Raw genomic sequence first — 17506 nt, 5'->3', positions numbered from 1 at the left:
TCTTTTTTTATATGCTATACCTAAGCGAAAGAATTAAGTTTCGTCCTGGAGCAGCAATACCAGATGAGTACGTTTGATAACGTTGATCTGTAATATTCTCTAATGAAGCTGTAATAGTTAGCGCTTTTGAATATTGATATCTTGTTCTTAAGTTTAAAGTGTACCATGAAGGTGAGTAAGGATTTCCATTAGAATCTAGTGCATAGATATAATCTTTAACTTGCTCTGAAGGTGCTAATTTTAAGTATGATAACTCGTTATTATATTCAGCAAAAGCATCTATTAGATATTTTCCTTTTTTCCAAGTAAAATGTGTGTTTCCAAAATTTGGCGCAATATGTCTCACTGGTATTTCTATACCATTGTCTTCTTCTGTTCCTCCAATAATGTTGTATTGGGATGTGAGTTTTAAGTTCTCGGTAATATTGAGTTGAAAACCAGCTTCAAAACCATAAATCCAAGCTTTTGACGCATTCTGGATCGCTTGTATATTACTCAACTCACCATCATATACTATTTGAGACTCTCCATTTAACGTAAAGTCTTGTCTCACCAAAGCATTATCTAAAAACGTATAATAGGTAGCGAGATCTATAACAAAAATAGAATCGAAATTTAATTTAAGTGCTAATTCACCACCATAAGCATATTCAGGTTTTAAATCTGGGTTTGGCACAACGACTGAACCTGGTTCTGAATCAAATACTTTACCTATGTCATCAATATTTGGAGCTCTAAAAGCTGTAGATGCATTTAATTTCCATTGTACTGTTTCATTAGGCATCCAACTTATTCCTGCGGTTCCTGTTAAGGCTCCAGCATCAAGCTTGGTGGAATCATAAGGCAGATTTAAATACGCATTATTTTCACTAAAGTCTGCATTTGCAATGATATGATTGTATCTCAATCCAGATTGAAAAACAAATTTACTGTTTGGTTTATATTTAAAACTCAAATAAGCTGCCATTGATTGCCAATTAGAACCGTTTGGATATCTTGAAACTGTTGGAGTGCTTATATTTGTTTCTATATCAAATTGCTCGCCTGTTGACTTAATATTGTTATAGACATATTCTAGACCATAAAATAAGGTACTTTTCTCACTCAAATCTTTTTCTAAATCAACATTAAAAGAATATGCATCAACTGCTTCTTCTCTGATACTTCTATCCGTAGATTGAAAATCTCTATCAAATCTACCTTCTTGAAAATTTTGATATGCAACTGTGGTTTGTAACTTATCATATAAATTTGACCTACTGCTTAATTTAGTCATTTGAAAATTACCCATGAACCAACGTTGTGGACCATAGTCCCACTCTGCAGAGCGCAATTCATCACCTCTATATCGTATTAACCTATCATATCTTGAATAACTTGAAGTTGTTGAATAATACAATCCTAAATCAAAACTTAAATCTTCTTTTGGTTCATACCTCACTTTCTGCAACACATTAATTTGATCATAACCTGTTGGATTTTGAATTCGAGGGTTTTCGTTTTGAACAATAATATCTTCTCCATTTATGGTTTCAACGTATTCTGGTCTCAGGTAATCATCAGGTCCATGCATACCCATTCTAAGATCATCAAAATCTGTATAACTGAAACTCGTTAAAAATGCCCATTTTTTTAATCCAAAATTCAAATCTAAATGTCCTGTTTTTTCTGTGTTAGCAGATGCATATCTAACTGCAGCATTAGCATTAAAAAACAAAGAATCCTTATATGATAACTGTGGTTTTTTGGTATAAAAACTCATCACACCACCTATAGCATCACTACCATATACTACAGAACCAGCTCCTAAAGTTATTTCTGTGTTTTGAATTGAAAATGGATCAATAGAGATTACGTTTTGTAAATTCCCACCTCTAAATGTGGCATTATTCATTCTAACTCCATCAACTGTAATCAATAAGCGATTAGTAGAAAAACCTCTAATCATAGGACTTCCACCACCTAATTGGCTTTTTTGGATATACACATTTCCAGTACTTTCTAGAAGATCTGCACTGGTTTGAGGGTTTTGAAACTGTATATCTTTAGCACTGATATTAACTATTGTTTGAGGAATATCTTTTTTACTTTGTTCAAATTTAGAAGCCGAAATAACAATTTGGTTTAAGCCTTCAATTTTAGGCACGAGAAATACCTTAAAATCAACACCTGCTTTAGCAATTTTTATAGCTCTTTGGTTGTATAATAAATTTTGAAAATATATGGTTTCATTAGTATTAAATTGTTCAATAGAAGCCTTACCATCTAAGTCTGTTATTGCAGATTTATCTTTATTAAAATTGAAAATAGCAACTCCTGGAATAGGCTCATTAGAACCTTCTTCTAGAACTGTTACGGTTTGAGCGTTACTTATAATGAATGAAAAAATAAGTAAAACTGAAAGTCTTAACTTCATAAATTTAATTAAATACTTGATTAAAAATTTTTAATGATTTTGGTTTTCTAAAACTGCCCAAATGTAATTCAAAATACAATAATAACATTGTTAGAAATGACTGCCTTTGTTTTGAGTTTAACTTAATAGAATCAAGACCATCAAAATTTATGCCTAAGAGCTGTTTTAGGATTGTTAAATTTTCACCTGAAACACTATAAATATCTTCCTTTTTTGATTCAAAAAGTCCGTTGTTTAAATTAAAATACATTTGATTTGTATTTGATAGGTCAGGATAAAACCCCAAATACTTTGTTAGATTAAGAAGGAAAAGCAAATGAAAGTTTGAAAATTCGTCTTTAGCATCTAACCATCTAAAGGTTGTTTCTAGATAATAATATAATTGCTTATTTTCTTCTTCTTCTCTCAATACCGAAGACAAAACCTCTGAGAGAAACATGACTATAGAACCTTTAAATAAATTGGTATGAAGTGTCGTAAAATTAAAGTCTAAGCGAACCTCTTTAATAGATTGTAATGATTGGTTTTGCCTGTAATTTTCTTCAATTTGCAGTTGAGATAGCAATTGATAATAAGCCGCTTTAGAACTCCCTTTTTTACTATTTAAAACACCTCTCAACAAATAGCTAACAACACCTCGATGTAATGTAAAACATTTTACAATTAGATCATTGTCTCTATATTTAAGTTTAGAGAGTACAATAATTTTAGATGTATTGAGCATATTAGAAGTTGGTTACCTAACTATCAGTAATTTTAAAACTTTAGTTTCAAACGAATCTAAATCTGATATTAGAAACAAATATACTCCAGAAGCTACCACATTTCCTCTTAAATTTTTACCATTCCAAATCCCTGTACCACCATCAATAGCAAAATTATAATTTTGTTTTGAAGATCTTTGATTAACACCAGATTGAGCTTCGGCAACAAGATTACCTTCTATATCTGTGATTTTAACGTTCACGTTTTCGGTCAGTCCAGACACTTTTACACCATTGTTAATATTATTTAAGTCATCAAAACCTAAAATATCATATTCTGGTCTTACTGGATTTGGATATACATAAGCTTCTTCTAATGTTTCTTTCGGCTTAGTTCCTCCTGAAGAAAAAGACACTAAACCTCTATCTGTAGCTATATAAACTCTACCTGTTTGAGGGTCAATTGAAATATCTGAAATTGTATTAGATGGTAATGGAGAGTTATCTGTAGTGAATTGATATATTGTTTCTTGACCGTCTGGTGTAAAATAAAATATTCCTGAATCTAGTGTTCCTACCCATTTATTATCAGACCCATCAACTTTAATATCGGTTATAAATTGATTTGAAAGTAATTCTGTAGGTATACCGTCTTCTAATATCACAATCGTATTCACACTTGGATCTGGATCATCAACAAAATTAGAGGTGTTATATAATACTCTTATACCTTTTATTGTACCAATCCAAAGTTGGTTTCTACTATCTAGTGCTAATGCTCTTACTAAAGCAGATGGCATGTTTTGTTCTTCGGAATATACATTATTCATTTCTTGAGTTTCAGTATTATAACCTATCACACCATTAAGAAAAGAGCTTACCCATTTCATACCACCATTACCAATTTCTAAGTCACCAAAACCTTGATCATCATTTAATGCATCTGGTAAGACCTCTGAAAAGCTATAACCTTGCCACTGATTTGTAGATGGGTCGTACGATTTTAATGCACGATCCACTTTTGAAGTGAGTGTCCACATCAAACCATTTCTATCAAATTTAGAAGCAGATTGACGAATACTGACAAAAGTAGGTGCTGGTGGGAAAATCAACGATTCTAAACCACTATTATTTTGATTGTAAAGTTCAGTAGCTTGATCATCGTTCAATTCTAAAATCCCGTTATGAAAAGAACTTATAAATACTTGACTAGGATTAAATGGATTAATTGCTATATCAACTAAGTTTTTAGCATTTAATAAACTGTCATAAGGTATATTTTTCCACTCTTGATCTCTTAAAATACTTATTCCTCTAGATCGAAAAGGTGATGGATTAAACGACAATGTATAATCTCCATAAGTAACCCATAATTCTCCATCTCCAGCTTCAATTTTAAATGCGTTGTTACTTGTTGGTCCTTCTGGTAATATCACATCAAATGTTTGTGAATCTTCTGGGATTGTTTTCAAAACACCACTTGAAGTTGTACCAATATAAACATCATTGTTAGATATCGTTGCAGATGTAAAATCTGTATCAAACTCTTCAATTGTAGATATTGTTAGTATCTGATTAAAATTTTCGTCATAAATAAAAACATCTTCATTAAGAGTAACTATTAAATTAGAATCAACAGACCTAACATCTTCTGGTAAAGTTGGATACGTAAATAATGAATTTAAGTTATCATTTACAACGTCATACAACACTTTATTTTGATCCACAGTGTAAAGCTTACTACCTAAAGTTTGTATGGCTATATAATTACCACCAGTTATTGTCGTCCATTGTTGAAAATCAATTAAATTAGGGTTTGTTAAGTCGGCTTTTCTTAATCCATTTGAATTTGTAGCTGCATAAATAAAATCATTAAAAATTGCCGTTTGACTTATTGCTATTTGGCTACCTCCATTACCAATAAAATAAGAGTCACCAAATTGTAATTGGCTTAAATCATATACTGAAATACCATAATCTGTAGAAATATACAACAGACCATCACTTTCATTAAAATGATTAATTTTCTTTAATACGGGAGAAATGCTTTCTTTTTCAAGAATATCTACTATTGATAAAATTTCAGTATCACCATCAAAAACGATTTCCAACAAACCTGTTTCATAACCTACTACTAATAATTCAAACTCTTCACTATATTTAATGGTTGTAATGGTTTCTCCTGAAAGCCCTTCAATAGTGGTAATCTTATTTATTTCATTTGTTAAAACATCATAACTAAAAATAGCATTTTCTGATGCTGCAAAAATTTTATCATTCCCTTTAGTGACATCTTTAATTTCAAAAAATGAAAAATAGCCTTCCCATAGTGTTGAAAAATCTTGAGAAACTCCTTTAAATGATACTAAAACCAAAAGGATAAATACTATTCTTTTAAACATATCAATGTTGTTTTTGACAAATATATTTATATCTAACGACTTTTTAACTAATATCATATACTCGTACAAATAAAAAAAGCTCTCAAATTATATTTGAAAGCTTTTTCTATAAAATTTAAAAATATATTAAACGACACCTTGAGCGAGCATTGCATCTGCTATTTTAACAAAGCCAGCAACATTAGCACCTTTTACATAATCAACATAACCATCTGCTCTTGTACCATATTCTACACAAGAAGCATGAATGTCATCCATTATTCTTTTAAGTTTTTCATCAACTTCTTCTCTTGTCCAACTTAATCTTAATGAATTTTGGCTCATTTCTAATCCAGAAGTAGCAACACCTCCAGCGTTAGACGCTTTTCCTGGTGAAAACAATACTTTAGCATTCTGCAAAGCCTCAATTGCTTCTGGAGTAGTTGGCATATTAGCACCTTCTGCAACAGCAATTACATTGTTATTGATTAACTGTTTAGCTTCATCACCATTTAATTCATTTTGAGTTGCACAAGGTAATGCGATATCACAATTGATAGACCAAGGTCTTTCTCCTTCATGAAAAGTAGCTGAACTATATTTGTCAAGATATTCACTAATTCTTCCTCTCTTAACATTTTTAATTTCCATGATATGAGCTAACTTATCTGCATCAATACCATCTGCATCAAAAATATACCCAGAAGAATCAGACATAGTTACCACCTTAGCTCCTAATTGAGTTGCTTTTTCACAAGCATACTGTGCTACATTTCCAGATCCTGAAATAACAACAGTTTTATTTTCAAATGAATCTCCATTTGTAGCAAGCATATTTTTAGCAAAATACACGCAACCATAACCTGTAGCTTCTGGTCTAATTAATGAACCACCATAAGAAATTCCTTTACCAGTTAAAATACCAGTAAACTCATTTTGTAACCTTTTATATTGTCCAAACAGATATCCAATCTCACGACCACCAACACCAATATCTCCTGCAGGAACATCTGTATTAGCTCCAATATGTCTATATAATTCAGACATAAAAGACTGACAGAAATGCATTACTTCATTATCACTTTTACCCTTCGGATTGAAGTCAGATCCACCTTTTCCTCCACCCATTGGCAAAGTTGTTAGTGAATTTTTAAAAACTTGTTCAAAACCTAAAAATTTAAGAATACTTAAATTTACAGAAGGATGAAAACGCAATCCTCCTTTATAAGGTCCAATTGCTGAGTTAAATTCAACTCTAAATCCTCTATTAACTTGAGTATTTCCTTGATCATCAATCCAAGGCACTCTAAATATAATTGTACGTTCTGGTTCAACCATACGCTCTAAGAGCATTTTTCCTTGATATTTAGGATTGTCCTCAATAAAAGGAATAACCGTTTCTGCAACTTCGTGTACAGCTTGTAAAAATTCAGTTTCATGACTGTTTTTGTCTTTTACAAGTTTTAAAAAAGCTTCAATTTTTTCTTTCATTTATTAAAGTATTAATAATCAATGTTGATTTTTGTTATACAAAGATACATTATCTTTAAAATGTACATACATATTTTTTTATATTCTCAGTGAAAAGTCAATTTAGTATTAATTTTACAAAGAACCATTCTTCGGATAAATTTACATTTCATCTATTTATTTGGTTGTTAATCTATATTTTATATATTTGTTAACGTATAAGTCCCTCAATAACATAATACCTATGAAGCTTAATTTTAAACAATTAACATTTATATTCGTTTTTATACTAGGTATAAACGAGTGTTATTCTCAACTTGGGTTTTCTCACGAAATTGGTATAATTGCCGGTCCTGTTGCTTTTCAATCAGATTTTGGAGAACGTAGAGACTTTGAAACAAATGCTGGAAATACTGGTATTGGTATTGGTATTGTTCATTATATCAACTTTGCTTATAGAGCAGATTGTAACTGCTATTCAACAGACACCTATTTTAATGATCATTTTAAATTACGTAATGAAATCTCTTGGAATAGAACTAAACTCAACCACTTTGGGAAATGGGTAGATGCTTCTAGAACTGGTGAAAATGCCGAACGTTTAAGAAGTCACTCTGGAGTTGCACAAAATTTAGATATAGGAACTCAAATAGAATTTTTCCCAAAAAGTATTCGATCTTTTCAAGCCTTTAGTTATTCTTTTGCTCCTTTTATAAGTTTAGGGGTTCATTTGACTGCTTATAACCCTAAAGTAATGACAAATTATAATGGATCTACCAATATAAATGATTCTAATAACTTTTTTCAACCTTGGGTAAATGCTGCAGATCCCAATGTTATCGAAGATCCTTTTTTATTCAACGGAAATGACACAACATGGTCTATGGTTGGTAGTGTTGGTACTCGATATAAATTAACGGTACTTTCAGATTTAATGATAGATTTAAGATGGCAGTATTATTTTGGAAATAAAGTTGATGGTTTAGATCACAATTTGAGTTCTAACAAAGCTAATGATTGGTTAGTTTGGTTAAACTTTGGATACATCTACTACCTAGACTAATACTAACATAAATTATAAAAAAAGACCAAATTCACGTTTGGTCTTTTTTTATTTTAAGAACATGTTTGTTAACCAATTGCTTGCTTTAAATCGGCAATTAAATCCTCCTCATCTTCAATACCCACACTTAACCTAATTAACGAATTTACGACACCCGTTTTTTCTCTTTCTTCTTTAGGAATACTCGCGTGCGTCATACTCGCAGGATGACCAGCTAAAGACTCAACACCTCCTAAAGATTCGGCAAGTGTAAACACTTTAAGGTTCTCAACTATTTTAATTGCGTCCTTGTAATTATTTCCTTTAGTTGTAAATGACACCATACCTCCAAAATCACTCATTTGCTCTTTAGCAATAGTATGATTTGGATGACTTTCAAATCCTGGCCAGTAGACATTTTCAATCTTTGGATGATTTGCTAAATACGTTGCAACTACTCTACCGTTTTCACAATGACGTTGCATTCTAACATGTAAGGTTTTTATACCTCTTAAGGCTAAAAAACTATCTTGAGGTCCACAAACTGCACCACTTGCATTTTGTATAAAATACAATCTATCAGCAAGTTCTTTATCTTTTACTATTAATGCTCCCATCACCAAATCACTATGACCTCCTAAATACTTTGTAGCAGAGTGCATAACTATATCTGCGCCTAAATTTAAAGGCTGTTGAAGATAAGGCGTTGCAAACGTATTATCAACAGCTAATAACACATTATGCTTCTTAGCCATAGCTGCAGTCCTTTTAATATCAATGATATTCAACATTGGATTAGTTGGTGTTTCTACCCAAATCAACTTCGTATTGTTAGTGATATAGTTTTCAATATTAGAGGCATTTCCCATACCTATAAAATGAAACTTGATTCCAAATTTTTCAAAAATACTGGTAAATAAACGATATGTTCCACCATATAAATCATTTGTTGAAATCACCTCATCTCCTGGTTCTAATAATTTTATAACGGCATCAATAGCTGCTAATCCAGAACCAAATGCCAAGCCAAAATTTCCATTCTCTATACTAGCAAATGAATTCTCTAACGCAGTTCTCGTTGGGTTAGCACTTCTAGAATACTCATACCCTTTATGGCCTCCTGGAGTAGACTGTGCATATGTTGATGTTTGATAAATTGGAGGCATTACACTACCATATGCTGCATCTGGTTTTTGACCACCATGTATTGTTTTTGTGTTAAATTTCATATGCCTTTTGTGTGTTTTTTTCTGAAATATCTAAGATACAAATCTGTTAAAATAATTTCAAAATGTTGGCGTTACTAACAAACTTAAGGTTTAATATTGTGTATTCAAATCTTAGTAATACCTTTATAACAAAATCTCTTAAATTTTGAAAAAAGCAAGCCTCACAATACTCGTCTTACTACTTTTTATATCTTGTAAAAAGGAAGTGAGAGTTGATTTTTCCGAAGAAATAATAGAAACTTCTGAAGGTGCAGAAATAGCGCTTAATTTTCCTAAAGCAGAAGGCACTAAGGATGTCACCAATCGCATCAACCAAACCATTGAGAACTATATCATTGAACAAATTAATGTGTCTGAAAGTGATACTACTAATGGAAATTTAAACGATGCTATAGCTAAGTTTAACAACGAATATAAACGTTTTAATACTGATTTTCCAGATGCTGCACAGCAATGGGAAGCATTTATAGATGGAGAAGTAACACATCGTTCTCCCGAAATTATTAGCATTGCCATAACTTCATACTTAGATACTGGTGGAGCTCATGGAAATTCTAGCGTGAGATTTTTTAATTTTAATCCGCAAACAGGAGAACAATTACAAACAAATGATCTGGTTAGCAATCTGCAAGGACTTTCCGAAGTTGTAAAAAAACAACTCATAATAGAGCTTAAAGCAGATAATAGTGATATGGAAGACGTGTTCTTCGGAAAAGAATTTCAGCTACCAGAAACCTTAGGTTATAGTGATGAAGGGCTTATTGTATTATATAACCCTTATGAAATTGCTTCATATTCTCAAGGAATTGTTGAATTTACTATTCCGTTTGAGGATATCAATTCATTTTTAAAAATCAATTAATCTGCTTCTTTTGATAGTTTTTTAATAATTGGTCCTACGGTTAATCCTTGACCTATTATTGAAAATACGACGATGACATAGGTAATTACTAAAAATAATTCGCGATACATTTCTGTGGTTAAACTTAAAGCAAGCGCTATAGATATACCTCCTCTCAATCCTCCCCAAGTCATAATTAAATTGGTGTGTTTTACAAACTCTAATCTTTTATCAAAGAATTTTATTGGTAACCACAAAGACGCATAACGACTTAATAACACTAACGGAATTGAAATAATACCTGCTAAAATATAAGTTGTTTCAAAACTTAATACAAGCATTTCCATACCTATCATCACAAAAAGAACGGTATTTAGTAGTACATCAATAAGTTCCCAAAATTTATCTACATAAACCTCTGTAATATCAGACATAGAATTTTTTCGTACCGTATCATTTCCAACAATTAATCCTGCTGTTACCATGGCTAAAGGTGCAGATAAATGCCATTGATGTGCCAACAAACTTCCTCCCATAACAGTTGCAATAGTTATAATAACCTCAACTTCATAATCATCTATAGATTTTAATAACTTATAAGTGATATACCCTAAAACTAGACCAAGAGCAATGCCTCCTAATACTTCCTGACCAAACAATTTAGCAATTTCACTAAACTCTATAGCTGCATCTGGTTTAGCAGCAATTGCGAAAATAGTTAAGAACACTACGACACCTACACCATCATTAAATAAGGACTCTCCTACAATTTTAGTCTCCAATTTTTTTGGAGCTCCAGCTTTTTTCAAAATTCCTAATACGGCTATGGGATCGGTTGGAGAAATTAATGCTCCAAACAATAAACAGTAGATAAATGCGACATCTAATCCTAATAGCTGTAATAGATAAAAAGTTAAAATTCCAACAAGAAAAGTAGAGACCAACACACCTAATGTTGCAAACACCAAAACAGGCCAACGTTGAATTTTAAGCTGATTAAAATTGGTATGTAAAGCACCTGCAAACAGCAGAAAACTCAACATAATATCTAGTAATACCGTTTTAAAATCAATTTGAGTAATAAATGCTTTTTCTCTTAATAATAACGTGTCATCAAATTGACCAATAACGACTACAATAATGGTAAACACAATGGTAATTAGCATTAAACCAATAGTAATTGGAAGTTTTAAAAATTTCACATTGATATAACCAAAAAGTGCTGACAATACAATCAAAATCGATGCAATAGCATAATAGTCTACCTGATATTCCATAGGTGTTTAAATTTTCGATAAAAGTAACTATTTTTCTTTTTAAATCTGTTTTCTTTGCACTAAGTAAACCAAGATGATATCTCATAAATTGTAAAACTAACAATGAAAAAAATATACTTTCTAAAAACTTGCAGTACTTGTATAAGAATTATTAAATCATTGGATTTACCAGATGATGTCAAATTTCAAGATATCAAAACCGAAGAAATTACCGTCAAACAACTGGAAGAGCTAGCAGAAATGGCAGGTAGCTACGAAGCTTTATTTAGCAAAAGAGCAAAACTTTATAAGGAAATGGGTCTCAAAGACCAAAACCTTACCGATGAAGAATTTAAACACTATATTTTAGAGCATTATACCTTTTTAAGTCGACCAGTAATTGTTTATAATAATAAGATTTTTATTGGAAATAGTGCTAAAACTGTAGAAGCTGCAAAAGCTTTTATTCATGCTAATGAATAGTAGGAAATTCGCGATATTCGCTGTATTCATGGTTCAATTACTTTATGGATTGAATTATACTATAGCTAAATTTGTAATCAATGAAGGTTTTATTAAATCATTTGGGTTTACACTTTTAAGAGTATTAGGTGCAGGTATTCTTTTTTGGATTTTTGGGCTCTTTATGGAAAAAGAAAAAATTGATCGTAAAGACTATTTTACGTTTTTCTTAGGTGCCGTTTTTGGAGTTGGTATTAATATGCTTTTCTTTTTAAAAGGGTTGGAACTCACATCTCCTATTCATGCCTCTGTCATCATGACTACAACTCCAATATTAATTCTTATTCTGTCCTCTATATTCCTTTCAGAAAAAGTGACTAAGCTTAAAGTTCTAGGAGTGTTTTTAGGCTTTTGTGGTGGAATTGTATTAACTGTTTTAGGGAAATCTACACGTACAGGAGACAATATATTACTAGGCAATACTTTTATATTTTTAAATTGTATTTCTTATGGTATTTACATTATAATTATTAAAAAATTAACTGCTAAATACCATCCATTTACATTTATAAAATGGTTGTTTTTGTTTGGTTTGATTATAATATTACCGTTTGGTTATACAGAAGCAATAGAAATTCAATGGCATACATTTACTCCATATATTTGGTTTTCTGTCATATTTGTAGTCGTTGGTGCCACTTTTGGAACTTATGCTTTAAACCCATTAGCTTTAAATTCACTTAAAGCCTCAACAGTAGGCGTTTTTATTTATTTACAACCTGTAATCGCAGGTGTTTTCGCAATATTTATGGGAATTGATAACATTAGCCCAGTAAAAATTATAGCAATGGCTTTAATTTTTGCAGGTGTATATTTAGTATCTAAAAAACCTAAAGCAACTGCTTAAACTAAGTCTTGTGGTTTTTTACCAGACTGTCTCGTATCTTCTTTTGTAAGGACTTTAAAATTTGATGACTGCGGAAATTTTAAAATTAAGCTTTTAAGCTGCTCTGGTAAAACAGTCAAACTTCGAGTTTTTAGATCCATCCAAGCTCCAAAGATGTCACAAGTAGCAACATGCTTTCCTTTTTGATTATAGAAGTTATGTTCAAATTTGAAGAACATTCCGTCATCACTCAATCCTGAAACCGAAAGTGAAACCGTTAGCGTTTGACCTAGAAAAGATTCTTTGAAATAATGTATTTGTTCAGAAAACACTACTGGACCAATACCATAATCTATTAGTTTTTTCATAGAAAACCCATGCTCATTTAAAAATCCTACTCGCGTATGACTCATAAAATTTAAATAAGCAGAATTAGCCAAATGACCATTTGCATCAACATCACTCCATCTAATTTCAAAATCTTTTTTGTACATATTTTCGTATTTAAGATTGCAAAGTTATTGTTTTTTATAAACCCAGACGTTGCGTTTTATAACTTTATGATTTTAGTTACCTTTGCATAAACCTGAGCTCAATCTAATATTGAACTCAGGTTATAACTTTAAAAAGCGTTCATGATACAATCAATGACAGGATATGGTAAGACTGTGATACAACTTCCAACGAAAAAAATCTCTATAGAAATAAAATCTCTAAACAGTAAAAATTTAGATCTCAATACACGTATGCCATCCATGTATCGTGAAAAAGAATTAGATGTTAGAAAACTTATTGCATCAAAACTAGTAAGAGGTAAGATAGATTTTTCGCTTTATATGGAGATTACAGGAGAAGAAACTTCAACTCAAATTAATACCACTGTAGTTAAGCAATACATAAAACAATTAAAAGAAGTTGTTGATGGTGACGAAACCGAAATGTTAAAAATGGCAGTACGTATGCCAGATGCATTAACTACTGAACGTGAAGAAATTGACGAGAATGAATGGAATGATATCGCGAAAGTAATTGATAGTAGTTTAGAAAAAATTCAGCAATATAGATTGGATGAAGGTCAAACTCTTGAAGCTGATTTTATTGATCGTGTACAAACTATTTCTAATCTTTTAGATGCTGTTATTGCTATGGATCCAGATCGTATTGAAGGAGTACGCGAGCGATTAACCAAAGGTATTGCAGATATTAAAGAAAAAGTTGATGAAAACCGTTTTGAGCAAGAACTCGTTTATTATATTGAAAAATTTGATATTACTGAAGAAAAAGTACGATTAAAAAACCATTTAGAGTATTTTCAAAAAGCTTTAAAATCTGATGATTCTAACGGAAAAAAACTAGGTTTCATCTCTCAAGAAATGGGACGAGAAATCAATACCATTGGTTCAAAATCAAATCATGCACCAATGCAAAAGTTAGTTGTTCAAATGAAAGATGAATTAGAAAAAATTAAGGAACAGTTATTGAACGTACTGTAATTTTAAAATCTATTAAAGCAAATTAAGTGTCAGAAATAAAAAATAAAAACAGAGGTAAATTAATCGTGTTTTCAGCACCTTCAGGTTCGGGTAAAACAACTATTGTTAGACATTTACTAAAACAAAAAGAACTTAATTTAGAGTTTTCAATTTCAGCTACATCAAGAGAAAAACGCGGAAATGAAGTTCATGGAAAAGATTACTACTTTTTAGATGTTAAAGACTTTAAAAACAGAATCAAAAATGATGAGTTTTTAGAATGGGAAGAAGTATATCGTGATAATTTCTACGGTACTTTAAAAACAGAAATTGAGCGCATTTGGGGAAAAGGTAAAAATGTTATTTTTGATATTGATGTCTCTGGAGGCTTGCGTATAAAAAAGAAATTCCCAAAAGAAACTATTGCCATTTTTGTGAAACCACCAGACCTTAATGAACTCGTTATCAGACTCAAAGAACGAGGAGAAGAAAGTGTCGATAAAATTAATATGCGTGTTGCAAAGGCACCTGCCGAATTAGCTACTGCGCCTCTATTTGATAACATAGTATTAAATAAAGATTTAGACAAAGCACTAGATGATGCTTACCAATTAGTTGCTAATTTTATTGAAGACTAAATTATGAAAATTGGTTTGTATTTTGGGACTTTTAATCCAATTCACATTGGACATCTAACGATTGCAAATCATCTTGCAGAACATAGCGATCTAGATAAAATTTGGTTTGTTGTCACACCACATAGTCCTTTTAAAAAGAAAAGTTCATTATTGGATAATCGTCAGCGTTTTGAAATGGTCTATCGTGCAACTAAGGACTATAATAAATTAGAACCAAGTGATATTGAATTTAATTTACCACAACCCAATTACACAATAAACACGTTAACTTATCTTCAAGAAAAGTATCCTAAATATGAATTTTCTTTAATTATGGGAGAGGATAACTTAAAAAGTTTCCATAAGTGGAAAAACTATGAGCTCATTTTAAAAGATCATGATATTTATGTGTATCCTAGAATTTCTGAAGGTAAAATAGAAACCCAATTTGATAATCATCATAAGATTCATAAAGTCAATGCACCTATTATGGAATTATCATCAACATTTATTCGCAAATCCATTAAAGAAGGCAAAAATGTGAGACCAATGTTACCAGAACATGTATGGGAATATTTGGATGAAATGAATTTTTATAAGTAATTTACAATAATTTTTGAATTTATACGTTGGGTTATTTTTTTGTTAAATATGAAAATTAATCTTCAAAAAAACTTCATCCATTTAAAAAAAACCTTTACTTTTATTATCTAATTTTTTAAACATAAATGAGCACAACACTTATCATTGGCATTTCCCTCGTTTCCCTTTTAATATACAAGGTGTTTGAATGTGTTAAACGCAACAAACTCAACAAATTAGATAGAATTAAATTTACAGTTTCATCATTATTAATTGTAGCCTATATTTCTACTGGTTACTTCTTAAACTACCCAGATTCTTTATACTGGTTCATTTTTTCAGCTGTAATTATATTATCACTTAGTTTATCATCAAAACTAGTTAGAGAAGAATTTAAACGCTATTTAGCATTGAGTAATAAAGATAAAGTTATAAATGCTTTATACTATTCTTTAACTCTAGTTAGTATTTCTATTATTTTTTAAAAATGATAAAAGGCATCTTCTAAATGCTCTAAACTCAATCCTTTTTTATTCAATACGATTGCGATAATATCAAATCGTACCTCAACATCCATCTCATTATCATTTACGAAGTAATCTACTGCTTTAATAATACGCTGTATTTGTTTTGGTTTTAAAAATTGTTGCGGATCACCAAAATTGGCACTAGTTCTTGTTTTTACTTCTATAATTGCTAAAACGTCTTCCTTTTTTGCAATAATATCCACTTCTGCTTTTTGATATGTGTAGTTTCTAGCAACAATTTCATAGCCGTTTTTTAGTAAGAATTCTGTAGCTAATTCTTCTCCTTTTTTTCCTAATTCGTTGTGGTTTGCCAAAATATAGTTTTGAGCCGCAGTATTCAGTTTACTAGTATTAAAACTGATTATGACTTATAATTAGCATCAATATACGCAATTGCTTGTTCTTGAGTTAAAACCGCAAACTTTTTATAACGATTATGAACATCAACACTATCATCAAGAGCATTTTCTACAAGCTCTTTATTCTCACATAAGTTAACATGTTTCTATTCTCCCAAAAGATAGATCATTAGCAATTTTCTGGTTGATTTTCTGAATAAGTTAATCACGTTCTGGTTTTGAAAGATCACAGAAGCCATATTCAGTTATTCAAAAACAACTGTAGACTTCTCTTTCTCAACATTTAATTCAATAACAGCTCCTAAAGTCAAAGCGCGATTATCCTTCTCATGTCCAGCTGGCATACCAAATGCAATAGGGAAATCATAATCTGCTAATGCATCTAATATCAATTGCTCCACAGAAGTTCCCCAAGGTGTTGTATTTTTTCGCATCCTACTCATATCTCCAACTAAAAGACCTGCACAATTATCAAAATATCCAGCACGTTTCATACTTTGTAACATACGATCAATATGATATTTATATTCTCCTATTTCCTCTATAAACAAAATTTTTCCGCTAGTATCAATACTTTCTTTTGATCCTAACATGGTATGAAGCATGGTTAAATTTCCACCAACTAATGGTCCGCTTGCCTCACCTACTCTATTATATGTAGAACCTTTTAAGGTGTAATCAACCGGTTTTCCAAAGATTGTAGATTTAAAGGTCTCAACAGTTTCTTTTATTTCTGAAATATCTTTGGGTAAGCTCACACACATCAATGCATGTATAGTTTGAAATCCTTCATTATGAAACTGATTATGTAGTGCTGTAATGTCGCTATAACCAATGAGCCATTTTGGATTTTCCTTAAACTTAGTATAATCTAATTTATCTAAAATTCTAACGGTTCCATATCCTCCTCTTGCACACCAAATCGCACTTACAGTTGGATTATCTAGCGCTTTTTGAAAATCCTCACAACGCTCAGCATCTGTTCCTGCAAAATGGTCTGCTTTACTAAACACATGTTTTCCAACAACAGCATGTAAACCCCAACTTTTCAACAATGCAACTGCCTGAGCAACTTCATCATTTCTGTTTTTTAATATTCCTGAAGGTGCTACTATAGCAACAGTGTCGCCTGCTTTTAAAAATTGTGGTTGTATCAAAACAGTTTGTTTTTTTTGGACAGATTTATCTTGAGCGGTTACATTTCCGAAGAAAAAAGAAACGCATATTAAGATTAAAAAAGAATGGGTTTTAGACATATTGTA

17 protein-coding genes are annotated in these 17506 nt (G+C 31.2%); 8 read left to right on the top strand and 9 right to left on the bottom strand.

The genetic code is table 11. The features are described 5' to 3' along the window. Nucleotides 1-7 precede the first annotated feature (7 nt). The 4 genes from WNY78_RS00535 to gdhA form a co-directional block, all read right to left on the bottom strand. Nucleotides 8-2416 (bottom strand): TonB-dependent receptor, encoded by a 2409-nt coding sequence (locus WNY78_RS00535; RefSeq protein WP_342871223.1) that lies wholly within the window; start codon nt 2414-2416, stop codon nt 8-10. Nucleotides 2417-2420: 4 nt separating this feature from the next. Further along, the gene (gene recO / locus WNY78_RS00530; RefSeq protein WP_342871222.1) at nt 2421-3140 is read right to left on the bottom strand and encodes a DNA repair protein RecO; all 720 of its coding nucleotides are present in this window, start codon (nt 3138-3140) and stop codon (nt 2421-2423) included. Between the two features lie 12 nt (nt 3141-3152). Next, nucleotides 3153-5522 carry an ABC transporter substrate-binding protein gene (locus WNY78_RS00525; RefSeq protein WP_342871221.1) on the bottom strand — a complete coding sequence of 790 codons (2370 nt, stop codon included), beginning with the start codon at nt 5520-5522 and terminating at the stop codon, nt 3153-3155. 126 nt (nt 5523-5648) lie between these two features. Further along, nucleotides 5649-6992, bottom strand: a complete 1344-nt coding sequence (gdhA, locus tag WNY78_RS00520; protein ID WP_342871220.1) for an NADP-specific glutamate dehydrogenase — start codon at nt 6990-6992, stop codon at nt 5649-5651. 223 nt (nt 6993-7215) lie between these two features. Here gdhA and WNY78_RS00515 point away from each other — a divergent pair, with 223 nt between their 5' ends. Further along, on the top strand, nt 7216-8034 hold the full coding sequence (locus WNY78_RS00515; RefSeq protein WP_342871219.1) for a glutamate dehydrogenase: 819 nt from the start codon (nt 7216-7218) through the stop codon (nt 8032-8034). 68 nt (nt 8035-8102) lie between these two features. Here the strand turns inward: WNY78_RS00515 and WNY78_RS00510 are convergent, their stop codons facing one another. Beyond that, nucleotides 8103-9272, bottom strand: coding sequence for a cystathionine gamma-synthase (locus WNY78_RS00510; RefSeq protein ID WP_342871798.1), 1170 nt, complete (start codon nt 9270-9272; stop codon nt 8103-8105). A gap of 115 nt (nt 9273-9387) precedes the next feature. Here WNY78_RS00510 and WNY78_RS00505 point away from each other — a divergent pair, with 115 nt between their 5' ends. Beyond that, nucleotides 9388-10104: a DUF3298 and DUF4163 domain-containing protein gene (locus tag WNY78_RS00505; protein WP_342871218.1), complete on the top strand. Its 717-nt coding sequence runs from the start codon at nt 9388-9390 to the stop codon at nt 10102-10104. Here the strand turns inward: WNY78_RS00505 and WNY78_RS00500 are convergent. Then, the gene (locus WNY78_RS00500) at nt 10101-11360 is read right to left on the bottom strand and encodes a sodium:proton antiporter (RefSeq protein ID WP_342871217.1); all 1260 of its coding nucleotides are present in this window, start codon (nt 11358-11360) and stop codon (nt 10101-10103) included. The genes WNY78_RS00505 and WNY78_RS00500 overlap by 4 nt on opposite strands. 102 nt (nt 11361-11462) lie before the next feature. Here WNY78_RS00500 and WNY78_RS00495 point away from each other — a divergent pair, with 102 nt between their 5' ends. Then, nucleotides 11463-11822 (top strand): ArsC/Spx/MgsR family protein, encoded by a 360-nt coding sequence (locus WNY78_RS00495; RefSeq protein WP_342871216.1) that lies wholly within the window; start codon nt 11463-11465, stop codon nt 11820-11822. Next, a complete protein-coding gene (locus WNY78_RS00490; RefSeq protein WP_342871215.1) occupies nt 11815-12708 on the top strand; it encodes a DMT family transporter in 894 nt (297 codons plus the stop codon). The genes WNY78_RS00495 and WNY78_RS00490 overlap by 8 nt, the downstream gene beginning before the upstream one ends. On the opposite strand, the gene WNY78_RS00485 is transcribed toward WNY78_RS00490, so the two are convergent. Continuing rightward, complete coding sequence (locus WNY78_RS00485; RefSeq protein ID WP_342871214.1) at nt 12705-13181, bottom strand: acyl-CoA thioesterase; 477 nt, start codon at nt 13179-13181, stop codon at nt 12705-12707. The two genes, WNY78_RS00490 and WNY78_RS00485, sit on opposite strands and share 4 nt — an antisense overlap. Before the next feature lie 141 nt (nt 13182-13322). Between WNY78_RS00485 and WNY78_RS00480 the strand changes: the two genes are divergently transcribed. The 4 genes from WNY78_RS00480 (at nt 13323) to WNY78_RS00465 (ending at nt 15843) form a co-directional block, all read left to right on the top strand. Then, nucleotides 13323-14180 carry a YicC/YloC family endoribonuclease gene (locus WNY78_RS00480; protein ID WP_342871213.1) on the top strand — a complete coding sequence of 286 codons (858 nt, stop codon included), beginning with the start codon at nt 13323-13325 and terminating at the stop codon, nt 14178-14180. 26 nt (nt 14181-14206) lie between these two features. Next, on the top strand, nt 14207-14797 hold the full coding sequence (gene gmk, locus WNY78_RS00475; RefSeq protein ID WP_342871212.1) for a guanylate kinase: 591 nt from the start codon (nt 14207-14209) through the stop codon (nt 14795-14797). Nucleotides 14798-14800: 3 nt separating this feature from the next. Further along, complete coding sequence (gene nadD, locus WNY78_RS00470; protein WP_342871211.1) at nt 14801-15379, top strand: nicotinate (nicotinamide) nucleotide adenylyltransferase; 579 nt, start codon at nt 14801-14803, stop codon at nt 15377-15379. A gap of 125 nt (nt 15380-15504) precedes the next feature. After that, on the top strand, nt 15505-15843 hold the full coding sequence (locus WNY78_RS00465) for a hypothetical protein (protein WP_342871210.1): 339 nt from the start codon (nt 15505-15507) through the stop codon (nt 15841-15843). Here WNY78_RS00465 and WNY78_RS00460 read toward each other — a convergent pair. Then, nucleotides 15840-16199 (bottom strand): YraN family protein, encoded by a 360-nt coding sequence (locus WNY78_RS00460; protein ID WP_342871209.1) that lies wholly within the window; start codon nt 16197-16199, stop codon nt 15840-15842. The two genes, WNY78_RS00465 and WNY78_RS00460, sit on opposite strands and share 4 nt — an antisense overlap. A 290-nt stretch (nt 16200-16489) precedes the next feature. Further along, nucleotides 16490-17500 carry an LD-carboxypeptidase gene (locus WNY78_RS00455; protein ID WP_342871208.1) on the bottom strand — a complete coding sequence of 337 codons (1011 nt, stop codon included), beginning with the start codon at nt 17498-17500 and terminating at the stop codon, nt 16490-16492. Nucleotides 17501-17506: the final 6 nt, after the last annotated feature.

It is taken from the genome of Psychroserpens sp. AS72 (assembly GCF_038900375.1).
In the GTDB taxonomy this organism is placed as follows: domain Bacteria; phylum Bacteroidota; class Bacteroidia; order Flavobacteriales; family Flavobacteriaceae; genus Psychroserpens.
The sequence above is the reverse complement of the archived record's forward strand: the minus strand, read 5'-3'. Positions and strand labels throughout refer to the sequence as shown.

Excerpts from the sequence above, each read along its gene's own strand:
- WNY78_RS00455 (WP_342871208.1), bottom strand. The coding sequence starts at position 17,500 with ATGTCTAAAACCCATTCTTTTTTAATCTTAATATGCGTTTCTTTTTTC.
- gdhA (WP_342871220.1), bottom strand. The coding sequence starts at position 6,992 with ATGAAAGAAAAAATTGAAGCTTTTTTAAAACTTGTAAAAGACAAAAAC.
- WNY78_RS00495 (WP_342871216.1), top strand. The coding sequence starts at position 11,463 with ATGAAAAAAATATACTTTCTAAAAACTTGCAGTACTTGTATAAGAATT.
- WNY78_RS00535 (WP_342871223.1), bottom strand. The coding sequence starts at position 2,416 with ATGAAGTTAAGACTTTCAGTTTTACTTATTTTTTCATTCATTATAAGT.
- recO (WP_342871222.1), bottom strand. The coding sequence starts at position 3,140 with ATGCTCAATACATCTAAAATTATTGTACTCTCTAAACTTAAATATAGA.
- nadD (WP_342871211.1), top strand. The coding sequence starts at position 14,801 with ATGAAAATTGGTTTGTATTTTGGGACTTTTAATCCAATTCACATTGGA.
- WNY78_RS00465 (WP_342871210.1), top strand. The coding sequence starts at position 15,505 with ATGAGCACAACACTTATCATTGGCATTTCCCTCGTTTCCCTTTTAATA.
- WNY78_RS00525 (WP_342871221.1), bottom strand. The coding sequence starts at position 5,522 with ATGTTTAAAAGAATAGTATTTATCCTTTTGGTTTTAGTATCATTTAAA.
- WNY78_RS00500 (WP_342871217.1), bottom strand. The coding sequence starts at position 11,360 with ATGGAATATCAGGTAGACTATTATGCTATTGCATCGATTTTGATTGTA.
- WNY78_RS00480 (WP_342871213.1), top strand. The coding sequence starts at position 13,323 with ATGATACAATCAATGACAGGATATGGTAAGACTGTGATACAACTTCCA.
- WNY78_RS00490 (WP_342871215.1), top strand. The coding sequence starts at position 11,815 with ATGAATAGTAGGAAATTCGCGATATTCGCTGTATTCATGGTTCAATTA.
- WNY78_RS00485 (WP_342871214.1), bottom strand. The coding sequence starts at position 13,181 with ATGTACAAAAAAGATTTTGAAATTAGATGGAGTGATGTTGATGCAAAT.
- WNY78_RS00515 (WP_342871219.1), top strand. The coding sequence starts at position 7,216 with ATGAAGCTTAATTTTAAACAATTAACATTTATATTCGTTTTTATACTA.